The sequence below is a fragment of the Vibrio sp. 1167 genome, from assembly GCF_033340375.1.
Classification (GTDB): Bacteria; Pseudomonadota; Gammaproteobacteria; order Enterobacterales; family Vibrionaceae; genus Vibrio; species Vibrio alginolyticus.
Genome location: NZ_JAWOWK010000005.1, coordinates 535959 through 556144, shown reverse-complemented (window position 1 = coordinate 556144; position 20186 = coordinate 535959). Strand labels below are relative to the sequence as shown.

14 protein-coding genes and 5 tRNA genes are annotated in these 20186 nt (G+C 45.5%); 12 read left to right on the top strand and 7 right to left on the bottom strand.

What is annotated here, in order from left to right:
- Positions 1–162: 162 nt before the first annotated feature.
- Positions 163–1053: an HTH-type transcriptional activator IlvY gene (gene ilvY, locus R7Z78_RS14580; protein ID WP_005379097.1), complete on the bottom strand. Its 891-nt coding sequence runs from the start codon at positions 1051–1053 to the stop codon at positions 163–165.
- Positions 1054–1196: 143 nt separating this feature from the next.
- On the opposite strand from ilvY, the gene ilvC reads away from it, so the two are divergent.
- Entirely contained in the window at positions 1197–2681 is a 1485-nt protein-coding gene (gene ilvC / locus R7Z78_RS14575) for a ketol-acid reductoisomerase (RefSeq protein WP_005379098.1), read from the top strand.
- Positions 2682–2959: 278 nt separating this feature from the next.
- Here the strand turns inward: ilvC and ubiK are convergent, their stop codons facing one another.
- The 4 genes from ubiK to R7Z78_RS14555 form a co-directional block, all read right to left on the bottom strand.
- Positions 2960–3211, bottom strand: a complete 252-nt coding sequence (ubiK, locus tag R7Z78_RS14570) for a ubiquinone biosynthesis accessory factor UbiK (protein WP_005379099.1) — start codon at positions 3209–3211, stop codon at positions 2960–2962.
- Positions 3212–3342: 131 nt separating this feature from the next.
- Positions 3343–6465: a multidrug efflux RND transporter permease subunit VmeD gene (gene vmeD / locus R7Z78_RS14565; protein ID WP_033907400.1), complete on the bottom strand. Its 3123-nt coding sequence runs from the start codon at positions 6463–6465 to the stop codon at positions 3343–3345.
- A 12-nt stretch (positions 6466–6477) separates the two neighbouring features.
- Positions 6478–7581, bottom strand: coding sequence for an efflux RND transporter periplasmic adaptor subunit (locus tag R7Z78_RS14560; RefSeq protein WP_042523871.1), 1104 nt, complete (start codon positions 7579–7581; stop codon positions 6478–6480).
- Positions 7582–7599: 18 nt separating this feature from the next.
- Entirely contained in the window at positions 7600–8181 is a 582-nt protein-coding gene (locus tag R7Z78_RS14555) for a TetR/AcrR family transcriptional regulator (protein WP_005384254.1), read from the bottom strand.
- A 170-nt stretch (positions 8182–8351) separates the two neighbouring features.
- Between R7Z78_RS14555 and rep the strand changes: the two genes are divergently transcribed.
- Complete coding sequence (gene rep / locus R7Z78_RS14550; protein ID WP_005379104.1) at positions 8352–10367, top strand: DNA helicase Rep; 2016 nt, start codon at positions 8352–8354, stop codon at positions 10365–10367.
- Positions 10368–10440: 73 nt separating this feature from the next.
- Here the strand turns inward: rep and R7Z78_RS14545 are convergent, their stop codons facing one another.
- Positions 10441–10854: a c-type cytochrome gene (locus tag R7Z78_RS14545; RefSeq protein ID WP_005384252.1), complete on the bottom strand. Its 414-nt coding sequence runs from the start codon at positions 10852–10854 to the stop codon at positions 10441–10443.
- A 335-nt stretch (positions 10855–11189) separates the two neighbouring features.
- Here R7Z78_RS14545 and R7Z78_RS14540 point away from each other — a divergent pair.
- The 5 genes from R7Z78_RS14540 (at position 11190) to R7Z78_RS14520 (ending at position 11786) form a co-directional block, all read left to right on the top strand.
- A tRNA-Arg gene (locus R7Z78_RS14540) sits at positions 11190–11266 on the top strand.
- Between the two features lie 33 nt (positions 11267–11299).
- A tRNA-His gene (locus R7Z78_RS14535) sits at positions 11300–11375 on the top strand.
- A 69-nt stretch (positions 11376–11444) separates the two neighbouring features.
- Positions 11445–11521: transfer RNA gene (locus R7Z78_RS14530), tRNA-Pro, on the top strand.
- A gap of 48 nt (positions 11522–11569) precedes the next feature.
- Positions 11570–11645 (top strand) — tRNA-His (locus tag R7Z78_RS14525).
- Positions 11646–11709: 64 nt separating this feature from the next.
- Positions 11710–11786: transfer RNA gene (locus tag R7Z78_RS14520), tRNA-Pro, on the top strand.
- 195 nt (positions 11787–11981) lie between these two features.
- Here R7Z78_RS14520 and R7Z78_RS14515 read toward each other — a convergent pair.
- On the bottom strand, positions 11982–12707 hold the full coding sequence (locus R7Z78_RS14515) for an HAD family hydrolase (RefSeq protein WP_005379107.1): 726 nt from the start codon (positions 12705–12707) through the stop codon (positions 11982–11984).
- A 661-nt stretch (positions 12708–13368) separates the two neighbouring features.
- On the opposite strand from R7Z78_RS14515, the gene R7Z78_RS14510 reads away from it, so the two are divergent.
- From R7Z78_RS14510 to R7Z78_RS14490, 5 genes are all read left to right on the top strand, one after another.
- On the top strand, positions 13369–15084 hold the full coding sequence (locus R7Z78_RS14510; RefSeq protein ID WP_005379108.1) for a dipeptide ABC transporter ATP-binding protein: 1716 nt from the start codon (positions 13369–13371) through the stop codon (positions 15082–15084).
- A 92-nt stretch (positions 15085–15176) separates the two neighbouring features.
- Entirely contained in the window at positions 15177–16730 is a 1554-nt protein-coding gene (locus tag R7Z78_RS14505; RefSeq protein WP_042523869.1) for an ABC transporter substrate-binding protein, read from the top strand.
- A gap of 147 nt (positions 16731–16877) precedes the next feature.
- The gene (locus R7Z78_RS14500) at positions 16878–17855 is read left to right on the top strand and encodes an ABC transporter permease (RefSeq protein ID WP_005379110.1); all 978 of its coding nucleotides are present in this window, start codon (positions 16878–16880) and stop codon (positions 17853–17855) included.
- Positions 17856–17857: 2 nt separating this feature from the next.
- A complete protein-coding gene (locus R7Z78_RS14495; protein ID WP_033907403.1) occupies positions 17858–18808 on the top strand; it encodes an ABC transporter permease in 951 nt (316 codons plus the stop codon).
- Positions 18809–18965: 157 nt separating this feature from the next.
- Positions 18966–19979, top strand: coding sequence for an SPOR domain-containing protein (locus R7Z78_RS14490; RefSeq protein WP_053307264.1), 1014 nt, complete (start codon positions 18966–18968; stop codon positions 19977–19979).
- Positions 19980–20186 lie beyond the last annotated feature (207 nt).

Sequence of the window (20186 nt, the reverse complement as noted above, 5' to 3'; positions counted from 1 at the left end):
TCAGAAGTGAAACGAAATAGCGCCGATGGTAGTGTGGGGCTTCCCCATGTGAGAGTAGGACATCGCCAGGCTTTAAATTTAAGAAGCCCGCTCGAAAGAGCGGGCTTTTTTGCATCTATAGAGTTTTAAAATTAGCTCACTTTATACCTAAAAAGTGTTCATCTAAGGTGCGATATACTTGCTCTCTGCAACCTTCCAAAAGGCTTTAACAAGCGGATTCTCCAGCTGAGTTTTGTTGCAGCAAACACCAAGTTTAAAAGGTTTAATTGGTAAGACTTTTAAACGATTTATCTTTTCTCTTACCGGACTGTTGTTGATTACAACATCAGGTGCGATACCTACTCCACACCCCAATGCAACCATACTTACGATGGCTTCATGTCCGGAGGTTTGTGCGTAGATCTTTGGCTTTATTTTCATTTGTTTGAGCCAAGTATTGGCCCTGTCCCTTGCCGTTCCTGCTTCTGGGAGTATGAATGGAATGACCGACCAGTCTGGTTTTTCTTTTTGTAGCTCTTCAGCAAACGCACTAACCCCAACAGGTACGATGACAGAAAGTGGGATTTCACTGATCGTTTCAAATGCGATTTTATTTGGCATCTGTTCTGACTTGGCTGATATGGCAATATCGGCTTCATCTGCTAGTATTTTGTCGATCGCTTGAGCTGGATCGCCGGTTGATAGTTTGAATTCAATGAAAGGGTTCTGAATACGAAAGTCAGATATTAGCTCCGGAAGATGGCTGTAGCTTGCAGTAACAGAACAAAAGAGACGGATTTCTCCTTTCAATTCATCCTCGGTTCCCTTCAGATGACTCTGATACTGCTGCCATTCGCCAAGAATCTTTAAGGCGACTGGGACTAGCTTTTTACCTTGGATAGTTAAATCAACGCTACGGTTGTCGCGTAAAAACAATTGTTGGCTGGTTTCCTCCTCTAATTTTTGTATCTGTCGGCTTAAGGCTGAAGGGCTAATATGCATTGCCGCTGCGGTCTTGGCGAAACTTTTACTCTCACAGAGATGAATGAAAAGTTGCAGGCTTTTGATATTCATTAAATTTTCATTTCCACGTTGCATAAATTGCAATAACTAATTGTGAATATATCACTTTAAGCAATCTCATGTCTGTTTTAGTATAAAGTTATTCGGTAAGGCAATTACTGACCTCAATGGAAGAATCTCAAAGGAGCACCCAGATGGCTAATTATTTCAATACCCTAAACTTGCGCGAGCAGTTGGACCAATTAGGTCGTTGTCGTTTTATGGACCGCAGTGAGTTCGCTTCAGAAGCGGATTATCTGAAAGGTAAGAAAGTAGTCATTGTAGGTTGTGGTGCTCAAGGTCTTAACCAAGGTCTGAACATGCGCGACTCTGGTCTAGACGTTGCTTATGCGCTTCGCCAAGCCGCGATTGATGAGCAACGCCAGTCATTCAAAAACGCAAAAGACAACGGTTTTGAGGTAGGTAGCTACGAAACGCTAATTCCACAAGCTGATCTAGTAGTAAACCTTACTCCAGATAAGCAGCACACAAACGTTGTTGAGACGGTAATGCCGTTAATGAAAGAAGGCGCAGCACTAGGTTACTCTCACGGTTTCAACGTTGTTGAAGAAGGCATGCAAATCCGTAAAGACCTAACGGTAGTAATGGTTGCACCTAAATGTCCAGGTACGGAAGTTCGTGAAGAGTACAAGCGCGGTTTCGGTGTACCGACTCTTATCGCTGTTCACCCAGAGAACGACCCAAAAGGTGAAGGTTGGGATATCGCGAAAGCTTGGGCTGCAGCAACAGGTGGTCACCGTGCAGGCTGTCTAGAGTCTTCTTTTGTTGCTGAGGTGAAATCTGACCTAATGGGTGAGCAAACTATCCTTTGTGGCATGCTACAGGCTGGCTCTATCGTGTGTTACGAGAAGATGATTGCTGATGGTATCGATCCTGGCTACGCTGGTAAGCTTCTTCAATACGGTTGGGAAACCATCACTGAAGCACTGAAGTTTGGTGGTATCACTCACATGATGGATCGCCTAACTAACCCTGCAAAAGTGAAAGCATTTGAGCTTTCTGAAGAGCTAAAAGAACTGATGCGTCCGCTATACAACAAGCACATGGATGACATCATCACCGGTCACTTCTCTAGCACTATGATGGCTGACTGGGCAAACGACGATGCAAATCTACTAGGCTGGCGTGCAGAAACAGGTGAAACTGCTTTCGAAAACTACCCAGAAACTGACGTAGAAATCTCTGAGCAAGAGTACTTCGATAACGGTATCTTGATGGTTGCTATGGTTCGTGCGGGTGTTGAGCTAGCATTCGAAGCGATGACGGCATCTGGCATCATCGATGAGTCTGCTTACTACGAGTCTCTACACGAGCTGCCACTTATCGCAAACACTATCGCACGTAAGCGTTTATACGAGATGAACGTGGTTATCTCAGACACTGCGGAATACGGTAACTACCTGTTCGCTAACGTAGCAACGCCGCTTCTACGTGAGAAGTTTATGCCGGCCGTAAATACTGACGTAATTGGTAAAGGTTTAGGTGAAACGTCTAACCAAGTAGATAACGCGACTCTTATCGCTGTGAATGAAACAATCCGCAATCACCCTGTAGAGTACATCGGTGAAGAGCTACGTGGTTACATGACTGATATGAAGCGTATCGCGGTGGGCGGCTAAATTACTGGCCTTAAGGTTCCATTTTGGTGTCGAAGGTGCTCGTTTACTATCGTAAAGTCCGCGCCTTCTCCTAGAAATGAAGCCTTAATACTGCGTAATTTACTTAGTCTCAAGTAACGCAGTAGATAAACTCCAGGCAGACTGGAGTGATAAATACAAAATAAAACACAACATCTAATCAAAAGGCTTGGTCGCCGTTGACCAAGCCTTTTTGTTTTTAGCCGATTTATCTGCGCGCCGATAAGAAAAACGCTCCTTTGTGAGGAGCGCTTTGATACTTATTTTTCAGCAAGCTTTTCTTCAAGTTGCGCCAACTTCTGTTCCATTTCTGTTAGCTTTTGACGTGTACGTAGTAAAACTTGAGTTTGAACATCAAACTCTTCGCGACTTACAACATCTAGCTTGTTTAGCTGGCCTTGGATTACTTGACGAACTTTCTGATCGACATCAGAGCCCAACTCTTTTACAGGTTGAGGCATTGAGTCGTGAATCTGTTTAGCAATTTGCTCTAATTTCTTTGGGTCAAACATAGTGGCTAAAACTCCTTTTGATTTGTCCTCATTTTAAGTAAATGATACGTGAAAGTCGCCATTTAGATGGCAAAAAAGAGAGCGGCAATAAAAAAGGCCACCGAAGTGACCTTTTTGAATGCCTTAATAGCTTATCTGTTATCCGCTAATTCACGATGAGCTGCTTTCGCTTCGTCAACTCGCGCTAACTTCTCCAAGTCTTTGTCTTCAACAAATACTGGCAGAGGTTTGTGTTTTTCAGCTAGGTAGCTGTAAATCACAGGTAGCACGAATAGTGTGAACAGTGTACCGATTGCAAGGCCAGCAACGATGACGATACCGATACTGAAACGTTGCGCGGCACCTGCACCTGTTGCGTACATCAGTGGGATCAGACCTGCGATCATCGCTGCAGTGGTCATTAGGATAGGGCGAAGACGCACTTTCGCAGCTTCCATCACCGCATCAATACGAGACAGTTTATTATGTAACTGCTCTTCCTTGGCGACTTCACAGATCAAGATACCGTGCTTGGTTATTAGGCCGACCAGCGTGATCAAACCAACCTGCGAGTATATGTTCATCGAGGCCGTACCCCAGGCCAATGCGATCAAGGCACCACATATTGCCAGAGGTACAGATACCATGATTACAATAGGATCGCGGAGTGATTCAAATTGAATCGCCAGAACGAGGAAGATGATCGCAAGTGCAAGACCGAAGGTTGCATACAAGGCACTACCTTCCGTTACAAACTGACGAGATTCGCCCATGTAATCATGGTTATACCCTGCAGGCAGTTTGGTTTGTGCAATATTTTCAAACCAATTAACTGCATCCCCCATCGAAACACCAGGGCCTGTAACAGCACCCACAGTTGCTGAGTTTAGCTGGTTGAAGTGTGGCAAAGAGCGAGGCTCAGCCACCACATCAATGGTAATCAGACTACCTAATGGAACCGCTTTACCATCCACAGAGCGTACATAGTAGTTCTTCATCGATTCTGGGTTTAGACGCCATTTACGCTCAACCTGAGGAATTACCTCATAAGAGCGGCCATTTAGGTCGATACGGTTTACATAACCATCTGCCATCATGGTGCTGAGGGTGATACCAATGTCTTGCATAGTCACACCGTAGGCACCTGCTTTGTCTTTATCGATCTTGATCTTCATCGTTGCAGAATCATATTTCAGATCCAGATCGGAATAGACAAACATTGGACTGCTTGCTACTTCCGACAGAATGTCATTTGCAACGGTAAACAAACTTTCAAAGTTGTTTGGCGTTGTAATTACGAACTGTACAGGAAGGCCTGAACCAGCACCTGGTAGCTCCGGCATTTCGTAGGCAGCAATAGACATTCCCGGAATGCTCGAAACAAGCCCACCAACACGCTGTTTGATTTCTGCTTGGCTCGCTTCTCGTTCGCCCCATGGTTTGAGTGTAGCTAAACCAAACGCTTGATTAGAATCCGGTACACCGTTAAATACCTGAGCGTATTCCACTTCTGGTTGATCAGAGAGAATCTTATTCACATCATCCATGGTGTTTTGGATGTAGTCCAAATTCGAATTTGATGGTGCGGTCCCTATGAGTACTACAACACCTTTATCTTCAGATGGAGCTAGCTCGCTAGGAATAAACTTGAATAGGACTGGTAAACTTGCGAATACAATTATCGCAAACACGATCACCACTGGTCGGCTAGCCATTATTGCTTTTAACATGCTTGCGTAGCGATTAGTCATGCCATCAAGTACATGGTGAACTTTTTGCTCAAACTTGCTTGGCTTCTCGTTCGCCTTCAGCATCTTCGAACACATCATTGGTGATAGTGTCAAAGCGATGATGCCGGATACGAATACTGAACCTGCCAGTGTCAAAGCGAACTCTTTGAACAATGAACCGGTGATACCACCCATCAATGCGATCGGCGCGTACACTGCACCTAGCGTCAATGTCATCGCGATAACTGGAACCGCAATTTCACGCGTACCAATAATTGCAGCTCGGAATGGCGATTCCCCTTCTTTGATGTGACGGTCAACGTTTTCTAGTACAACGATCGCGTCATCCACCACCAGACCGATGGCAAGCACCATCGCCAGTAGCGTCATCAAGTTCCAAGAGAAACCCATTGCCTGCATCACCATTGCCACACCAATCAATGAAAGTGGAATGGTCACGATAGGAATGATTACCGCGCGGAATGAACCTAGGAACAGTGTGATAACCACAAGTACGATGACCGCTGCTTCAAGAATCGTTTTCACTACTTCGTGAATCGATTCGTTGATGGCGATAGTTGAGTCGTACATCACGTTCATTTTGATGTTGCTTGGTAGGTTGCGCTCAAGCTGAGGCAACAGTTCAAGTACGTCTGCTGCAATGTTGATTGGGTTAGCGCTTGGTGCTGCGTTGATCGCCGCAACCACGGCTTCTTGACCGTTTGCACTTGCGCGATAAACGTCGTGACTCTTCTCCAGCGTTACTTTAGCGATATCACCTAGGCGGATGACATCCCCTTCACCAGTTTTCACGACCAATGCTTCAAGTTCAGCAACGTTTGATACCTGAGTATCTGCGCTACCGTTATAAAGTACGAACTCACCCGTCGCTTGACCGGTTGCAGATTGGTAGTTGTTGGCGTTAAGAACGCTCATCACATCCGTAGCGGTCAACTTCAAAGCGCCCATTTTGGCAGGATCTAGCCATACGCGCAGTGCGTACTTCATACCACCATACAGGTCAACTTTGGATACACCGTTTACAGTGAACAACTGCGGGTTGATTACACGCTCAAGGTAGTCAGTGATCTGGCTTGAAGATAACTCGTCACTCGTAAAGCCGATGTACAGTACCGCCGTTGTCGAACCTGTCGACATGGTTACGGTTGGATCTTCGGCTTCTTTTGGAAGCTGAGAACGTACTGAGTTCGTTTTCGCTAAGATATCAGCCAATGCTGCATTCGGGTCAGTATTCAACTTCATGTTGACAGTAATGGTTGATTTACCTAGTACCGATTGCGAAGTCATGTAATCAATATTATCGGCTTGCGCCACCGCTTGCTCCAATGGCTGAGTAATAAAGCCTTGGATCAAGTTGGCACTTGCACCGTAGTAACTGGTGGTCACGGTGACCACCGTATTCGTCATTTCAGGGTACTCACGAACTTGCATTTTGAACACCGCTTGCAAACCAAGCAATGCAATCAAAAAGCTGATCGATACCGCTAAAACTGGACGTTTTATAAAAACATCTGTAAAGCGCATGATGCCTCCAACTTAAAGCATTGGTGTTTCAGCAGGTGGGGTAGTTGCATCGCTTTCGACAATGCTTACTTTCGCATGGTTACTCAAACGGACTTGACCCGATGTCACTACCACATCACCTGGCTTCACGCCTTCTAGAATGTGTGCGATATCTTTAGAGCGTTCGCCAACTTTTACCACATGCTGCTTAACGCGTTTTTCGCCATCTTCTTCTGTTACGATGTAAACATTGTCGCCATATAGCGTAAATGTGATCGCGGTTTGAGGTAGAGTGACCTGATTTTCTAACTTAGGCAGAATGATGTTTGCACGCGCGAACATACCACTACGCAGTTTGCCGTCACTGTTAGGGATATCCGCTTGAACTTGAATCAAACCACTTTGTACGTTAACCGCAGGCTCAATCGCAGAAATTGAACCTTTGAAAGGCTGTTCTGGGTAGGCATCCACAAAGATATCCACTTCTTGGTCGATATTGATACGTGAAATATCGGTTTGCGGCACGGTAAAGCGTAAACGCATCACGCTGGTGTCTTCCAGGCGAACAATATCGGTACCCGCTTGTAGGTACTGACCGAGGTACACGTTACGAATACCTACTACACCATCAAATGGCGCTTTGATTTCGCGTCGGTCGATGGTCGCTTTCAAGCTTTCAATGTCCGCTTTTAAGGAGAAGTAGTTCGCTTCTGCTTCGTCATACGCTTCTTTAGAAATAGATCCTTTTTTAAATAGCCCTTGGTAGCGTTTGTATTTCGCTTCTGCTGCTGGCAACTTGGCTTGCGAGCTCTTTAAATTCGCTTTCTCAACGTCAGAGTCAAGCAGTACTAGTGGCTGACCTGCTTTGACTTGAGTACCGGAATCAAATGCGATTTTATCGATAACACCGCTCGTTTCGTTCGCTACCGTCACGCCTTGATTTGGCTCGATAAAACCAATTGCCTCGATGACTGGTACCCAATCCACCGCTTGCACTTCAGTTACGGTTACTGGGAATGCTGGTTCAGGGCGATTGGCAAACTGCTCCATTTTGTCTTTGATATCAATTAGTCTGTATGTAACAACGCTACCAAAAAGTAATAAAACAATTGATAGCATCAAAATCCACTTTTTCATTCTATTAAGAACTCCAAGTTAGTGTTTAATAATTGCATCCCAACTGGCTTCAATAGCGGCCTCTAATGCCGTCTTATCCAGTTGATAAAATCCCAAAGCGTGTTTCCGAGCAAGTGCAACACTTGCCTCAAAACTCAATCCAGAAAGTACTTCGTTATCGAGAAGCTTGAATACTCCCTCGTCTTTGCCCTGATTGAAAAGAAGATCTACTTGGGCAAACATTTGTCTCTCAAGTTCCCGAGCTTTGCTACTATTTGAACAGGGTAAAGACTCATATTGGACTCGGTTGCTGATCGCACTTAAGTTCGAGCTCGCTAAATTCCAAATATTGAGCCACATGGTTCGATAACGCTGTTTTAAAGGCATCTCTTCACTAACACCTAGTTGCACCGCAGTAGCAACACGCTTAGCAACGTTAAGGCGTAGTTCCTCTAAAAGATGTTCTTTATCTGAGAAATAACGGTAAATCGTCCCTGCTGCGACACCTGCCTCATTGGCGAGCTTTTGCATGGAAAGCCCTTGAAAGCCAGATTCAGCAATGAGTTGTTCAGCAGCGACTAAGATTTGTTCTCGTTTATCTACAGCAGGGTTATCCTTCATAATGTCACCCTTTAGTGAATGAACGTTCATTCATTATAGCTTAAATACCCGCCATTTATGCAACAGAATATTGCACTTAATTGGTGTAAAAATTACAAGAAATCAGCATAGCTTTCACGAGGCCACCCCTTTATCATAGGCGCCACATTCATCACCCGCAGAGAATTTCTATGAAGCTGAACCCTAGTCAAGATGAAGCCGTGAAATACGTGTCTGGTCCATGCCTAGTGCTAGCTGGTGCTGGCTCGGGCAAAACTCGTGTTATTACCAATAAAATCGCTTATCTGGTTCAGCAATGTGGTTACAAAGCGCGTAACATTGCGGCGGTGACGTTTACCAACAAAGCGGCACGTGAAATGAAGGAGCGTGTAGGTCAAACGTTAGGGAAAGGTGAGTCTAAAGGTTTGATGGTATCAACATTCCACACTTTAGGATTGAACATCATCAAGCGTGAGTACAAGCATTTAGGGTTGAAAGCGGGCTTCTCACTGTTTGATGACCAAGACCAGCTAGCGCTGCTCAAAGAGCTTACTGAAAAGCAGCTTGATGGTGATAAAGATCTGCTACGTCAGCTTCTGAGTTGTATTTCCAACTGGAAAAACGACATGTTGACGCCAGAGCAAGCCAAAGCGCGTGCGCAAGGTGAACAGCAACAATTGTTTGCGTTCTGTTTTGATATGTACCAAAAGCAAATGAAAGCCTATAACGCGCTTGATTTTGATGACCTAATTTTGATGCCCGTTTTACTCTTACGTAATCATGAAGACGTTCGTCAGCGTTGGCAGAATCGTATCCGTTACCTACTGGTTGACGAGTATCAAGATACCAACACGAGTCAGTATGAGCTGGTCAAATTAATTGTCGGAGAACGTGGACGATTGACGGTTGTAGGGGATGACGATCAGTCTATTTATTCATGGCGTGGTGCGAAACCTCAGAACCTCGTGTTGCTGGGTGAAGATTATCCGAATTTGCGTTTGATTAAGCTAGAGCAAAACTACCGTTCAACGAGTCGAATCCTGCGTGCGGCCAACATTTTGATAGCTAACAACCCTCACGTCTATGAGAAGTCCCTGTTCTCTGAAATTCCTGACGGTGAAAAACTCAAAGTGTTGTTGGCTAAAAATGAAGAGCACGAAGCAGAGCGCGTAACGGGTGAACTAATTGCGCATAAGTTCCTAAACCGTACCGAATATAAAGATTATGCGATTCTATATCGTGGTAACCACCAATCACGTTTGATTGAAAAGTCTCTGATGCAAAACCGTGTACCGTATAAAATTTCTGGCGGCACCTCGTTTTTTGCGCGCGCAGAGATTAAAGACATCATGGCGTATTTGCGCGTTTTGGTTAATCCGGATGACGACAATGCATTTTTGCGCATTGTGAACACTCCGCGACGTGAAATTGGCCCAGTAACGTTAGAGAAATTAGGCAGTTATGCCAATATGCGAGGCAAGAGCTTGTTTGAGTCGAGCTTTGAAATGGGGCTCGAACAGCACCTAACGGGACGTGGCCTAGAAAACCTGCGTCGTTTCACCCAATGGCTAGTGGCGATTGCTGATCAAGCTGAGCGTGGTGATACCGTCGAAGCGGTTCGTTCGCTAGTTCGTGATATCCATTATGAAGATTGGCTATACGAAACTTCAGCAAGTCCGAAAGCCGCTGAAATGCGAATGAAGAACGTTTCTGATCTTTATTCATGGATAGTGGCGGACCTAGAGGGTGACAACTACGATCAAGAAGAGAAAACGTTAAAAGAAGTCGTTCAACGTTTGACCTTGCGTGACATGATGGAGCGCGGTGAAGAAGATGAAGACAGTGATGCAGTACAACTGATGACCTTGCACGCATCAAAAGGCCTTGAGTTCCCATATGTATACTTAATTGGGTCCGAAGAAGGTATTTTACCGCACCAAACCAGTATTGATGAAGATAACGTGGAAGAAGAGCGTCGCCTGATGTACGTTGGTATTACTCGAGCGCAACGTGAACTGACTTTCACTATGTGCAAAGAGCGTCGGCAGTTCGGCGAGTTGATCAAACCGACTCAAAGCCGCTTTTTGGATGAGTTGCCATTTGATGACGTTGAATGGGAAGTAAACAAAAAGCCAGTATCAGCAGAAGAGCGTATGGCGAAAGGTCAAGCACACATTGCCAATATTCGAGCAATGTTTAAGAAGTAAAGTAACCTTGTTCTCACTGACTAAAAACAAAAAGGCTTGCCAACTGGCAAGCCTTTTTCGTTGATGTCTTTACTTATAGACCTTCAATCATGTGGTCAATTGCTGCGATGATTTCATCGTCAGAACAGTCCATACAGGTTCCTTTGGCTGGCATCGCATTGAAGCCTTCTAATGCGTGCTTCACTAACGTATCTTTGCCTTGTGCAATACGCGGTGCCCAATCATCGGCATTACCTGTTTTAGGTGCGCCGTTTACACCAGATGCGTGACAAGCAATACAAAAAGTACCATAAACTGTGGCGCCATCACGTGGACCGGTTGGTTCTTCTTTCACTGGCTCAGAACCCGCTAGATAAACATCACCGACAGGTTGGATGCGTTCTGCGATCGCATCGTATTCAGTTTGGCTGATGTCAGAAGCTAAAGCTGCCGTAGAAAACGTTAAGGCAGCGAACAAAACGCTAATCATTTGTCGAGACATATCCATTAAACCCACTTCACATTCCCGAGGTAAGTGACTTACCTATTTATATAGTTAGAGTATTAATGCCGAGCAGAGAAATCATTAAATTCCACTGAATGGCATAGAATGATTAGACAACTTGGTTGCAGCTGTTAAATCAATGTAAATAATGGGTGATTATATCCCGATAACTTGTTGCAATAAACAACAAGTTATCCATGACAGGGCGTGAATCACATCAAAAATCCACTTTAACGGAAGATAACTGTCGAAAAAGAGACCAAACGATAAAAAAAGTAAAAAAAGTACTAGACGGCATAGTGTGATATCCGTATTATTCCACTCCGCCGATAGGGCATGCGCCCGTAGCTCAGTTGGATAGAGCGTTGGCCTCCGGAGCCAAAGGTCGAAGGTTCGAATCCTTTCGGGCGTACCATTGCCTCGGAGGATACATCGGTAAAAATCAGTGGTGGCTATAGCTCAGTTGGTAGAGCCCCGGATTGTGATTCCGGTTGTCGCGAGTTCAAGTCTCGTTAGCCACCCCATTCTTTCTTTTTTAGATTGAATGCGGTAGCATTGCTCCCAATCTTGATTCAATCAAGATAAAACATCGTCGGTGAATAGCGCAGCTTGGTAGCGCATCTGGTTTGGGACCAGAGGGTCGGGGGTTCGAATCCCTCTTCACCGACCACTATTTAGTTTATGGCTCTAATAGAGCGGTAAACAGCAAAAATTGATGGTGGCTATAGCTCAGTTGGTAGAGCCCTGGATTGTGATTCCGGTGGTCGCGAGTTCGAATCTCGTTAGCCACCCCATTAATTAAGGTGACTTCTTAGTTGAAGTGTCCTGTCTGATTTGAGAAAATCAGTAAATACAGTTCGGTGAATAGCGCAGCTTGGTAGCGCATCTGGTTTGGGACCAGAGGGTCGGGGGTTCGAATCCCTCTTCACCGACCACTATTTAAAGCCTCAGTCGAAAGACTGGGGCTTTTTTACATCTCTCCTGAAAAGAATCGGCATTCCATTTCAATTTTCCCCAAAAGTGTACAGCTCTAGGGGCTTTTGACCACCTATGATCTAAATGCTTTTCGAGCTGACAAAATAAACCCCAGAGCAGTGTCTGGGGTTTTGTAGTTTTCTAATCCGCTGCTTTTATTGGGCGAGTGTTTTAAGGATTTCTTTCAGTTCTACCGTTTCTTGGATTTCAAAACTTGGCGTTATATCCGTTGAGTTGCTTGCGCCTGTCGCATTCACCCATACACTCAAAATGCCCATATTGTTAGCGCCAGCAATGTCAGCAGGTAAAGAGTCGCCCACGTGTAGAGCCTCTTCTGGTTTTACTTCGACCAAGTCGAGCGCTTTTTGGAAAATACTTGTAGCAGGTTTCTCTTCTGGCTCTTCTCCTCCCACAATAATATGGTCCACCCAGTTGCTCATTTGTGTCGCGTTTAATTTAGGGTGTTGAGAAAAAATCGGACCGTTAGTGATCACGACGAGTTTGTAATGTTGACGAAGGTCGCTGAGCATTTCTTTTACACCAGGGAAGAAGGTGAACGCGCCCATACGTGCAGAGTCAAAGTAGTCTTGAGCTTGTTGAGCCTCTTTTGCAGTGATGCTGACGCCTTGCTCCGCCAAGATGTTTTGGATCAGGCCACAACGGAAGGCATTTTCATCGGGTAGCAGAGCCACAAGGTGAGGGAACTCAGCATTCAGCTTTTTGTATACACCCTGTAAGTAGCGCTGCAAAAACGCTTTTGGCTCGGTAACTTGTGGGTAGGTCTTATGAATCCAAGTTGTAAACGCTTGTCCTGCAACTTTATCGGCTTGTGACGTTGCACATAAAGTCTCGTCCATATCAAAAAAAATCGCTTTAAGCACAGGGGCTCCTTTTATTTACGGCTTGGCTTTGACACTGTTCATCTATTATCCCACTCTCAATTGTGTCGTAAAGGGTTAAAACCGGCGAGTTTTCTTATGACGTACGAATGAGGATAGCGGTACTTTCCTTTGCTTAGTCAATAAACCGCTTAAGTGGCGCATAATCTGCGTTGGAGCAGGATTTGTGTGGTTTTGCTGTTTTGTTCACGTTTTGACCTATCCTTTCTCTTCCTAAGTTTGGCTTTTTGTATTTGCCGACTATTTTATTAATAGTTTTTTATGTTGAAAAAACACTTTTTGCATATGATATTGTTTGTTAAATGTTAATAAATGCACATGAATAATATGGTTAATGATCTTGTTTAGCTCATGTTTACTTTTAGAGCATTTTTCTAGTTTTATTGGTGCATGACGCACAAAAATAGTGTGATATGAAAATGGTTAAATACTTGTTAATGCATTTTTATTCGCTAATTGTGCGTTTATTTAATGTTTTTTCGGCGGAATATACTTTAATTGTTGCTTTTTTGTGTGATTTTTGCCAAATTATTTCCGCATTAAGATTTCAGAGTATTATTCTGAATTTGAACGGATTCATTCAGGTGATGAATGGTGCCTTTGGCATGATTCGATACCACAGACAAGGCAGTAGAGGTCTGAAATGTCACTATTAGAAGTGAAAAACCTTCGTATTGAATACCCATCCCGACACGGCGTTCACGCTGCCGTGAAGTCACTTTCTTTTCATATTGAACGTGGTGAAATCGTGGGTGTTGTTGGCGAATCAGGTGCGGGTAAATCCACCGTTGGTAACGCTGTTATCGATTTGCTTAGCCCTCCAGGTCGCGTTGCTAGCGGTGATGTATTCCTGGATGGAGAAAAAATTTCTGGCCTATCACCAGAAGCGATGCGTAAGGTTCGCGGCTCGAAAATAGGTTTTATTTTCCAAGATCCGATGACCTCGCTCAATCCACTTTTTACTGTTGAGCAACAGCTGAAAGAGACGATCCACGCCAACATGAAGGTCTCTGATGAAGAGGCGTATCAGCGCGCGCTTTCTCTTATGCAGCAGGTTGGTATTCCTCAACCAGAAAACCGCTTAAAGCAGTACCCGCATCAATTCTCTGGTGGTATGCGTCAGCGTGTTGTCATTGCCATTGCTTTGGCTGGTGAGCCTGATCTCATCATTGCGGACGAACCAACTACGGCGTTAGACGTTTCTATCCAAGACCAAATCCTCAACTTGATCCGCGAGCTGTGTATCAAGAACAATGTCGGCTGTATGTTGGTTACTCACGATATGGGGGTAGTCTCCAACGTCACCGATCGCGTGGCGGTAATGTATCGTGGTGACTTGGTGGAGTTTGGACCAACAGCCAAAGTATTGGGCGATCCTGATCACTCTTATACTCGCAGTCTAATTTCAGCGGTACCACGTTCAGACAGAAAGCTAGATCGTTTCCCGTTAGTAAGCTATATCGAAGAAGCGGCGGAAATGGAGCCACTCGATATCAAGAACCACTGGTTAGGACAAAGCCAAGATGAGCGTGAGTACACTGGCCCGCTTTTGGACGTGAAGAACGTCAATCTTCGCTTTGTTACCAAAGACTCTTTGTTCGAGAGCCGCCGAGAATACGTGCAAGCATCTAATAATGTGAGCTTTGAAGTGCACGAAGGCGAAACCTTTGGTTTGGTGGGCGAGTCTGGTTCAGGTAAATCGACCATTGCACGTGTGATTGCTGGTTTATACCAACCTAACTCTGGTCAGGTGAAATTCGAGGGCATTGACCTGACCGCTTTAACCTCTGAGAAAGAGCGCCGCCCGATGCGTCGTCAAATGCAGATGGTGTTCCAAAACCCATATACTTCAATGAACCCTCGTATGAAGGTATTCGATATTATTGCTGAGCCAATCCGTTTCCATAAATTGACGAAAAACGAGTCGGAAACTCGCCAAATCGTGAATGACCTATTGGATCATGTTGGTTTGGGTCGAATGGCTGGGCTTAAGTACCCTCATGAATTCTCCGGTGGTCAGCGTCAGCGTATTTCTATTGCGCGTGCGTTGGCGACTCGTCCTCGACTTTTGATTTGTGATGAACCGACCTCAGCACTGGACGTATCGGTACAGGCACAAATTCTAAACTTGCTGAAAGATCTGCAAAGTGAGCTGAACTTGACTATGTTGTTTATCAGCCACGATTTACCTGTTATTCGTCAGATGTGTGACCGAGTAGGTGTGATGCAAATGGGTACACTTTTAGAAGTGGCACCAACAGAACAGTTATTCACGGCACCTCAACACGAATACAGCAAAAAATTGATTTCTCTGATGCCGGAGTTTACTGGCTTGCGAGAAGAGATCGAAACGGCATAAACCAAGCAATTCGCTTGGCTAACCTTTAGTCATAACAAAGACGCAAACACAACAACAAGGGATCCGTATCCCCGCATGAAGGAGTTATGCAAATGAAAACCATGAAAAGCAAATTAGCAGTGGCGCTAATGGCTGCGGGCCTAAGCTTTAACGCAATGGCAGCAGATATCAAAGTTGGCTATGCAGCTGACCCAGTATCGCTTGACCCACATGAGCAGCTATCAGGTGGCACACTGCAAATGTCACACATGGTATTTGATCCGTTAGTTCGCTTTACTCAAAAAATGGATTTCGAACCTCGTCTAGCAGAGAGCTGGGAGCGCATTAACGACACTACCGTTCGTTTTAAATTGCGTGAAGGTGTGAAATTCCACTCTGGTAATACCCTAACGGCTGACGACGTTGTATGGACGTTTGAGCGTCTACAAAGTTCTCCTGATTTTAAAAACATTTTCGACCCGTACGAGAAAATCGTCAAAGTGGACGACAACACGTTCGATCTTGTAACCAAAGGTCCTTACCCACTAGTGCTGCAAACTGCAACGTACATTTTCCCAATGGACAGCAAGTTCTACACGGGTAAAACCGCAGACGGCAAAGACAAGTCTGAGCTAGTGAAGCACGGTAACTCATTTGCATCGACTAACGTATCTGGCACGGGCCCATTCATTGTGACTTCACGTGAACAGGGCGTAAAAGTGGAATTTGAACGCTTTAAAGATTACTGGGACAAAGAGTCGAAAGGTAACGTTGATAAGCTAACGCTTGTTCCAATCAAAGAAGACGCGACTCGTGTAGCTGCGCTACTTTCTGGCGGCGTTGACATGATTCACCCTGTAGCGCCAAACGATCACAAACGTGTGAAAGACGCAGACGGCATCGATCTAGTCACGCTACCAGGTACTCGTATCATCACGTTCCAACTAAACCAAAACAGCAACGAAGCATTGAAAGACGTTCGCGTTCGCCAAGCGATTGTTCACGCAATCAATAACGAAGGTATCGTGAAGAAAATCATGAAAGGCTTCGCAACGGCCGCTGGTCAGCAAAGCCCGGCAGGTTACGTGGGTCATGATGACAAACTGGTTCCTCGCTACGATCTGAAGAAAGCGAAAGAGCTGATGAAAGAAGCGGGTTACGAAAATGGCCTGACGCTAACGATGATCGCACCAAACAACCGTTACGTGAATGATGCGAAAGTAGCACAAGCGGCGGCGGCAATGTTGTCTAAGATCGGTATCAAGGTTGATCTGAAGACCATGCCAAAAGCGCAGTACTGGCCTGAGTTCGACAAGTGTGCGGCAGACATGCTGATGATCGGTTGGCACTCAGATACAGAAGACTCAGCGAACTTCAACGAGTTCCTAACGATGACTCGTAACGAAGAAACCGGTCGTGGTCAGTACAACTGTGGTTACTACTCAAACCCAGAAATGGACAAAGTGGTTGAAGCTGCGAACGTAGAGACGGATCCTGCGAAACGTGCAGAAATGCTGAAGGGCGTAGAAGCGACACTATACAACGACGCAGCATTCGTACCGCTACACTGGCAAAGTGAAGCATGGGGCGCGAAGTCTAACGTGAAAGCGGCAGATATCGTTAACCCAATGGTAATGCCTTACTTCGGTGACCTAGTGGTTGAATAATCACGGTTAGTCGACTTTGAGGAGGGATGGATTTCCCTCCTCAACTTAAAGCACTCGACTCAGTTTTGTTTCAGTCGGATTGAGTGGGTTATTTAGACTGAATTTTCTCTCTAATTTAGAGATCTATGGATAGTTAAGGGGCAAGGAATGTTTTCGTTTCTGGTCAAGCGCCTGTTTCAGGCACTGATAGTGATGTTTGTGATCAGTTTGGTGGCGTTTGCCATTCAGGACAACCTGGGTGATCCGCTGCGTGAGCTTGTAGGTCAGTCGGTTTCGGAATCGGAGCGTCAAGCGCTACGCGACGACTTGGGCCTGAACGATCCCTTTATCACAAAGTACACGCGCTTTGTGGGTAATGCACTGCAAGGTGATTTGGGTACCTCATATTTTTTCAAGCGACCTGCGGTTGAGGTGATTCTCGACAAGCTGGTGGCTACATTAGAGCTCGTGTTTGGCGCGACGCTTATCATCATTGTTTTCTCTATTCCGCTTGGGGTGTACTCTGCGATTCATCCTAAGAGTGTTTTTACCAAATTTGTGATGGCGATGAGCAGTGTCGGTATCTCGATTCCGGTGTTCTTAACCGCAATCATGCTGATGTATGTCTTTTCAATAGAACTCGGTTGGTTGCCTTCCTATGGGCGAGGTGAAACCGCTAACGTACTCGGTTGGGAATCTGGCTTCTTTACCATTGATGGTATCAAGCACCTCATCCTACCTTGTATTGCGCTAGCGTCTATCATGCTGCCGTTGTTCATCCGTTTGGTACGTTCAGAAATGCTGGAAGTTCTGAGTTCGGAATACATTAAGTTCGCCAAAGCAAAAGGTTTGAACTTACAAAAGATTTATTACCAACATGCACTTAAGAACACCATGCTACCAGTATTGACGGTAGGTGGCGTGCAGATTGGTACCATGGTGGCCTACACCATTCTTACTGAAACCGTCTTCCAATGGCCGGGCACTGGCTTCCTTTTCCTAGAGGCAATCAACCGTGTAGATACACCGCTGATCACTGCCTACGTTATCTTTGTTGGTCTGATCTTCGTGGTAACCAATACCATCGTTGACTTGCTGTACGGCATCATCAACCCAACTGTGAACCTAACTGGAAAAGGAGCTTAATCATGAGCCAATCAAATTTAACACCAGCTCCTGCTCCATCAGCGTGGCAGCGTTTCAAAGAGTCAGATTTTCTGTATTATTTCAAACGCGACAAAGTGGCGATGGCGAGTTTTACCGTCTTTATGATGTTCTTAGTATTGGCATTGGCTGCACCGATTCTTGCGCCAACAGACCCGTACGATCTGACGTCTATCGACATCATGGATTCTGAGTTGCCACCTTCGTGGATGGAAGATGGCGATGAACGCTTTGTGTTGGGTACTGACGAGCAAGGTCGCGATATTTTATCGACCATTCTTTACGGCTCTCGTCTGTCTCTAACCATCGGCTTCCTGGCGGTTGGTCTTCAGTTGGTACTGGGTATCATCATTGGTTTGTCGGCGGGTTATTTCGGCGGCCGTATCGATAGCTTCTTGATGCGTTTTGCAGACGTACAGTTGTCGTTCTCGACCATGATGGTGGCGATCATCGTGTCAGCTATCTTCAAAGCCAGTTTTGGCAGTGATTTTTACAGCCAATATGCGGTGGTCATGCTGGTGGTGATCATCGGTGTGGCAGAATGGCCGCAATACGCACGGACTATTCGTGCCTCGGTATTGGCAGAGAAGAAGAAAGAATACGTCGAAGCGGCGCGTGTGATGGGCTTTAAAGCTCCGCGAATCATGTTCCGTCACATTCTGCCGAACTGTCTATCGCCAATCTTGGTTATCTCGACGGTACAGGTAGCGAACGCGATCATGTCGGAAGCGGCGCTGTCATTCCTAGGCTTAGGTCTGCCAGTCGATCAACCGTCTCTGGGGGCGCTAATCAGCATCGGCTTTAACTACATCTTCTCTGGTGCATGGTGGATTACTGCTTTCCCAGGCATCGTGCTAGTAACATTGGTTTTGGTTATCAACCTGTTGGGCGACTGGCTACGTGATGTATTCAACCCGAAACTGTACAAAGGATAAGAATTTTCCCACCAAGCGTTGTAAATTCGCTTAATTCCTTCCTAAACTGAGAGCCGGATGCAAATTCCGGCTCTTTTTTTGCTAGTTATTCTTTGTTCACATTTTTTTGGCGCTTTTCCGCCATGATGACCTTACCCACTAATTTAGAGTGAAGTGTATGGAAATGAAGAAGGCCCAACGCCCATCTAACGTCTTCCAAGCAAGCCTGGCTTTGGGTTTGTTGCTGGTATGCGCCCAGTTTTCTAATCCAGTTGAGGCGGAGGAGTTCCTTTGCCAAGCCACTCAAGCCAGCGAGAAAGAATTACCGATGCTTGAGAAAACGTGCCCAATTGGTAACGGAGTATGGGGAAAGAAAGTGCCGCAGGGGGGCAACTACCTTTACTGGATTCAATGCGGATTGCTACCCAAGCCTATGTCTCTCGCGAAAGCTAAGCCTCTCTATAGTAAAATCACGACTGACGTATGGATGAAGCCTGAATCCAAAGGCTATCGCTGTTTGATTGGACCTTACAAGGCATTGTCTGATGCGAGGGATGACTTACGAGGAGTCAAAACCTTGTCGAATTACAAAGAGGCGTTCATCCGCGTGGTTGGAAAAGAGAGTAAACAGTCTACGACACCATCTAAACCCGCTGTGCCGTCGAAATCAGCCGCATCTTCGGTTAAGCCAACACCGACGGTGACCCCGAAACCCGCGCCAGTTCCTGCCGTGCGAGCTGATACCGACGCCTTTAAAGCTCCGGAAGAGAAGTCAAAGACCAAGGTAAAAAATACACGTGATAATTCTTCGTCCAAGCCTGTTGCTAAGACCAAAGCGAAGCCAGTTGTGAGCGGGAATGATGACATTGAAGTTCGGTTGAGAACCTCCTTACAAGGCAAAACGTACGTGGTCCCATATTTACTCGATCACCATAATCAGTTTTACATGGAACATGGTAAGCCGTGGAACCGCCTCAACTACGAAAACTCGCACAAAGTATGTCAGCAACTGGGTATGAGCTTAGCCAACCCTGCAGAGTTTAAAGCGCTGAGGGCGTCTGGGGTGATGGAAAAAAATCAATGGCCACTGCAACTGCCGTATTGGGGCAAAGATAAGAAAGGTTTGTTCGCCGATCGTGAGCCCAATCAGCTCACCGGGACCTCATTATTGAACGTGGTGTGCGTGAAATAACGACTCAGATATTGCGGTCAAAATATAGAAGAAAGCCCCGAGTTCGGGGCTTTTTGCGGTCTCAAATATTATCGCTATTTGAGTGGCGTTTCTTTGTGACAGTTAGAGCAGATATACACTTCTTTGATGCCGACCAATCGTTCCCAAAATGTTCTGCGTCTTCTACGCAAATGCACGCTATCACAGCAAGGGTTAACGATGGTTGCT

What these genes read in the sequence shown, in the direction of transcription:
- R7Z78_RS14495 (WP_033907403.1), top strand. Translation starts at nt 17,858, where the DNA reads ATGAGCCAATCAAATTTAACACCAGCTCCTGCTCCATCAGCGTGGCAG.
- ilvC (WP_005379098.1), top strand. Translation starts at nt 1,197, where the DNA reads ATGGCTAATTATTTCAATACCCTAAACTTGCGCGAGCAGTTGGACCAA.
- R7Z78_RS14555 (WP_005384254.1), bottom strand. Translation starts at nt 8,181, where the DNA reads ATGAAGGATAACCCTGCTGTAGATAAACGAGAACAAATCTTAGTCGCT.
- R7Z78_RS14490 (WP_053307264.1), top strand. Translation starts at nt 18,966, where the DNA reads ATGGAAATGAAGAAGGCCCAACGCCCATCTAACGTCTTCCAAGCAAGC.
- R7Z78_RS14500 (WP_005379110.1), top strand. Translation starts at nt 16,878, where the DNA reads ATGTTTTCGTTTCTGGTCAAGCGCCTGTTTCAGGCACTGATAGTGATG.
- R7Z78_RS14510 (WP_005379108.1), top strand. Translation starts at nt 13,369, where the DNA reads ATGTCACTATTAGAAGTGAAAAACCTTCGTATTGAATACCCATCCCGA.
- rep (WP_005379104.1), top strand. Translation starts at nt 8,352, where the DNA reads ATGAAGCTGAACCCTAGTCAAGATGAAGCCGTGAAATACGTGTCTGGT.
- R7Z78_RS14545 (WP_005384252.1), bottom strand. Translation starts at nt 10,854, where the DNA reads ATGGATATGTCTCGACAAATGATTAGCGTTTTGTTCGCTGCCTTAACG.
- vmeD (WP_033907400.1), bottom strand. Translation starts at nt 6,465, where the DNA reads ATGCGCTTTACAGATGTTTTTATAAAACGTCCAGTTTTAGCGGTATCG.
- ilvY (WP_005379097.1), bottom strand. Translation starts at nt 1,053, where the DNA reads ATGAATATCAAAAGCCTGCAACTTTTCATTCATCTCTGTGAGAGTAAA.
- R7Z78_RS14505 (WP_042523869.1), top strand. Translation starts at nt 15,177, where the DNA reads ATGAAAACCATGAAAAGCAAATTAGCAGTGGCGCTAATGGCTGCGGGC.
- ubiK (WP_005379099.1), bottom strand. Translation starts at nt 3,211, where the DNA reads ATGTTTGACCCAAAGAAATTAGAGCAAATTGCTAAACAGATTCACGAC.
- R7Z78_RS14560 (WP_042523871.1), bottom strand. Translation starts at nt 7,581, where the DNA reads ATGAAAAAGTGGATTTTGATGCTATCAATTGTTTTATTACTTTTTGGT.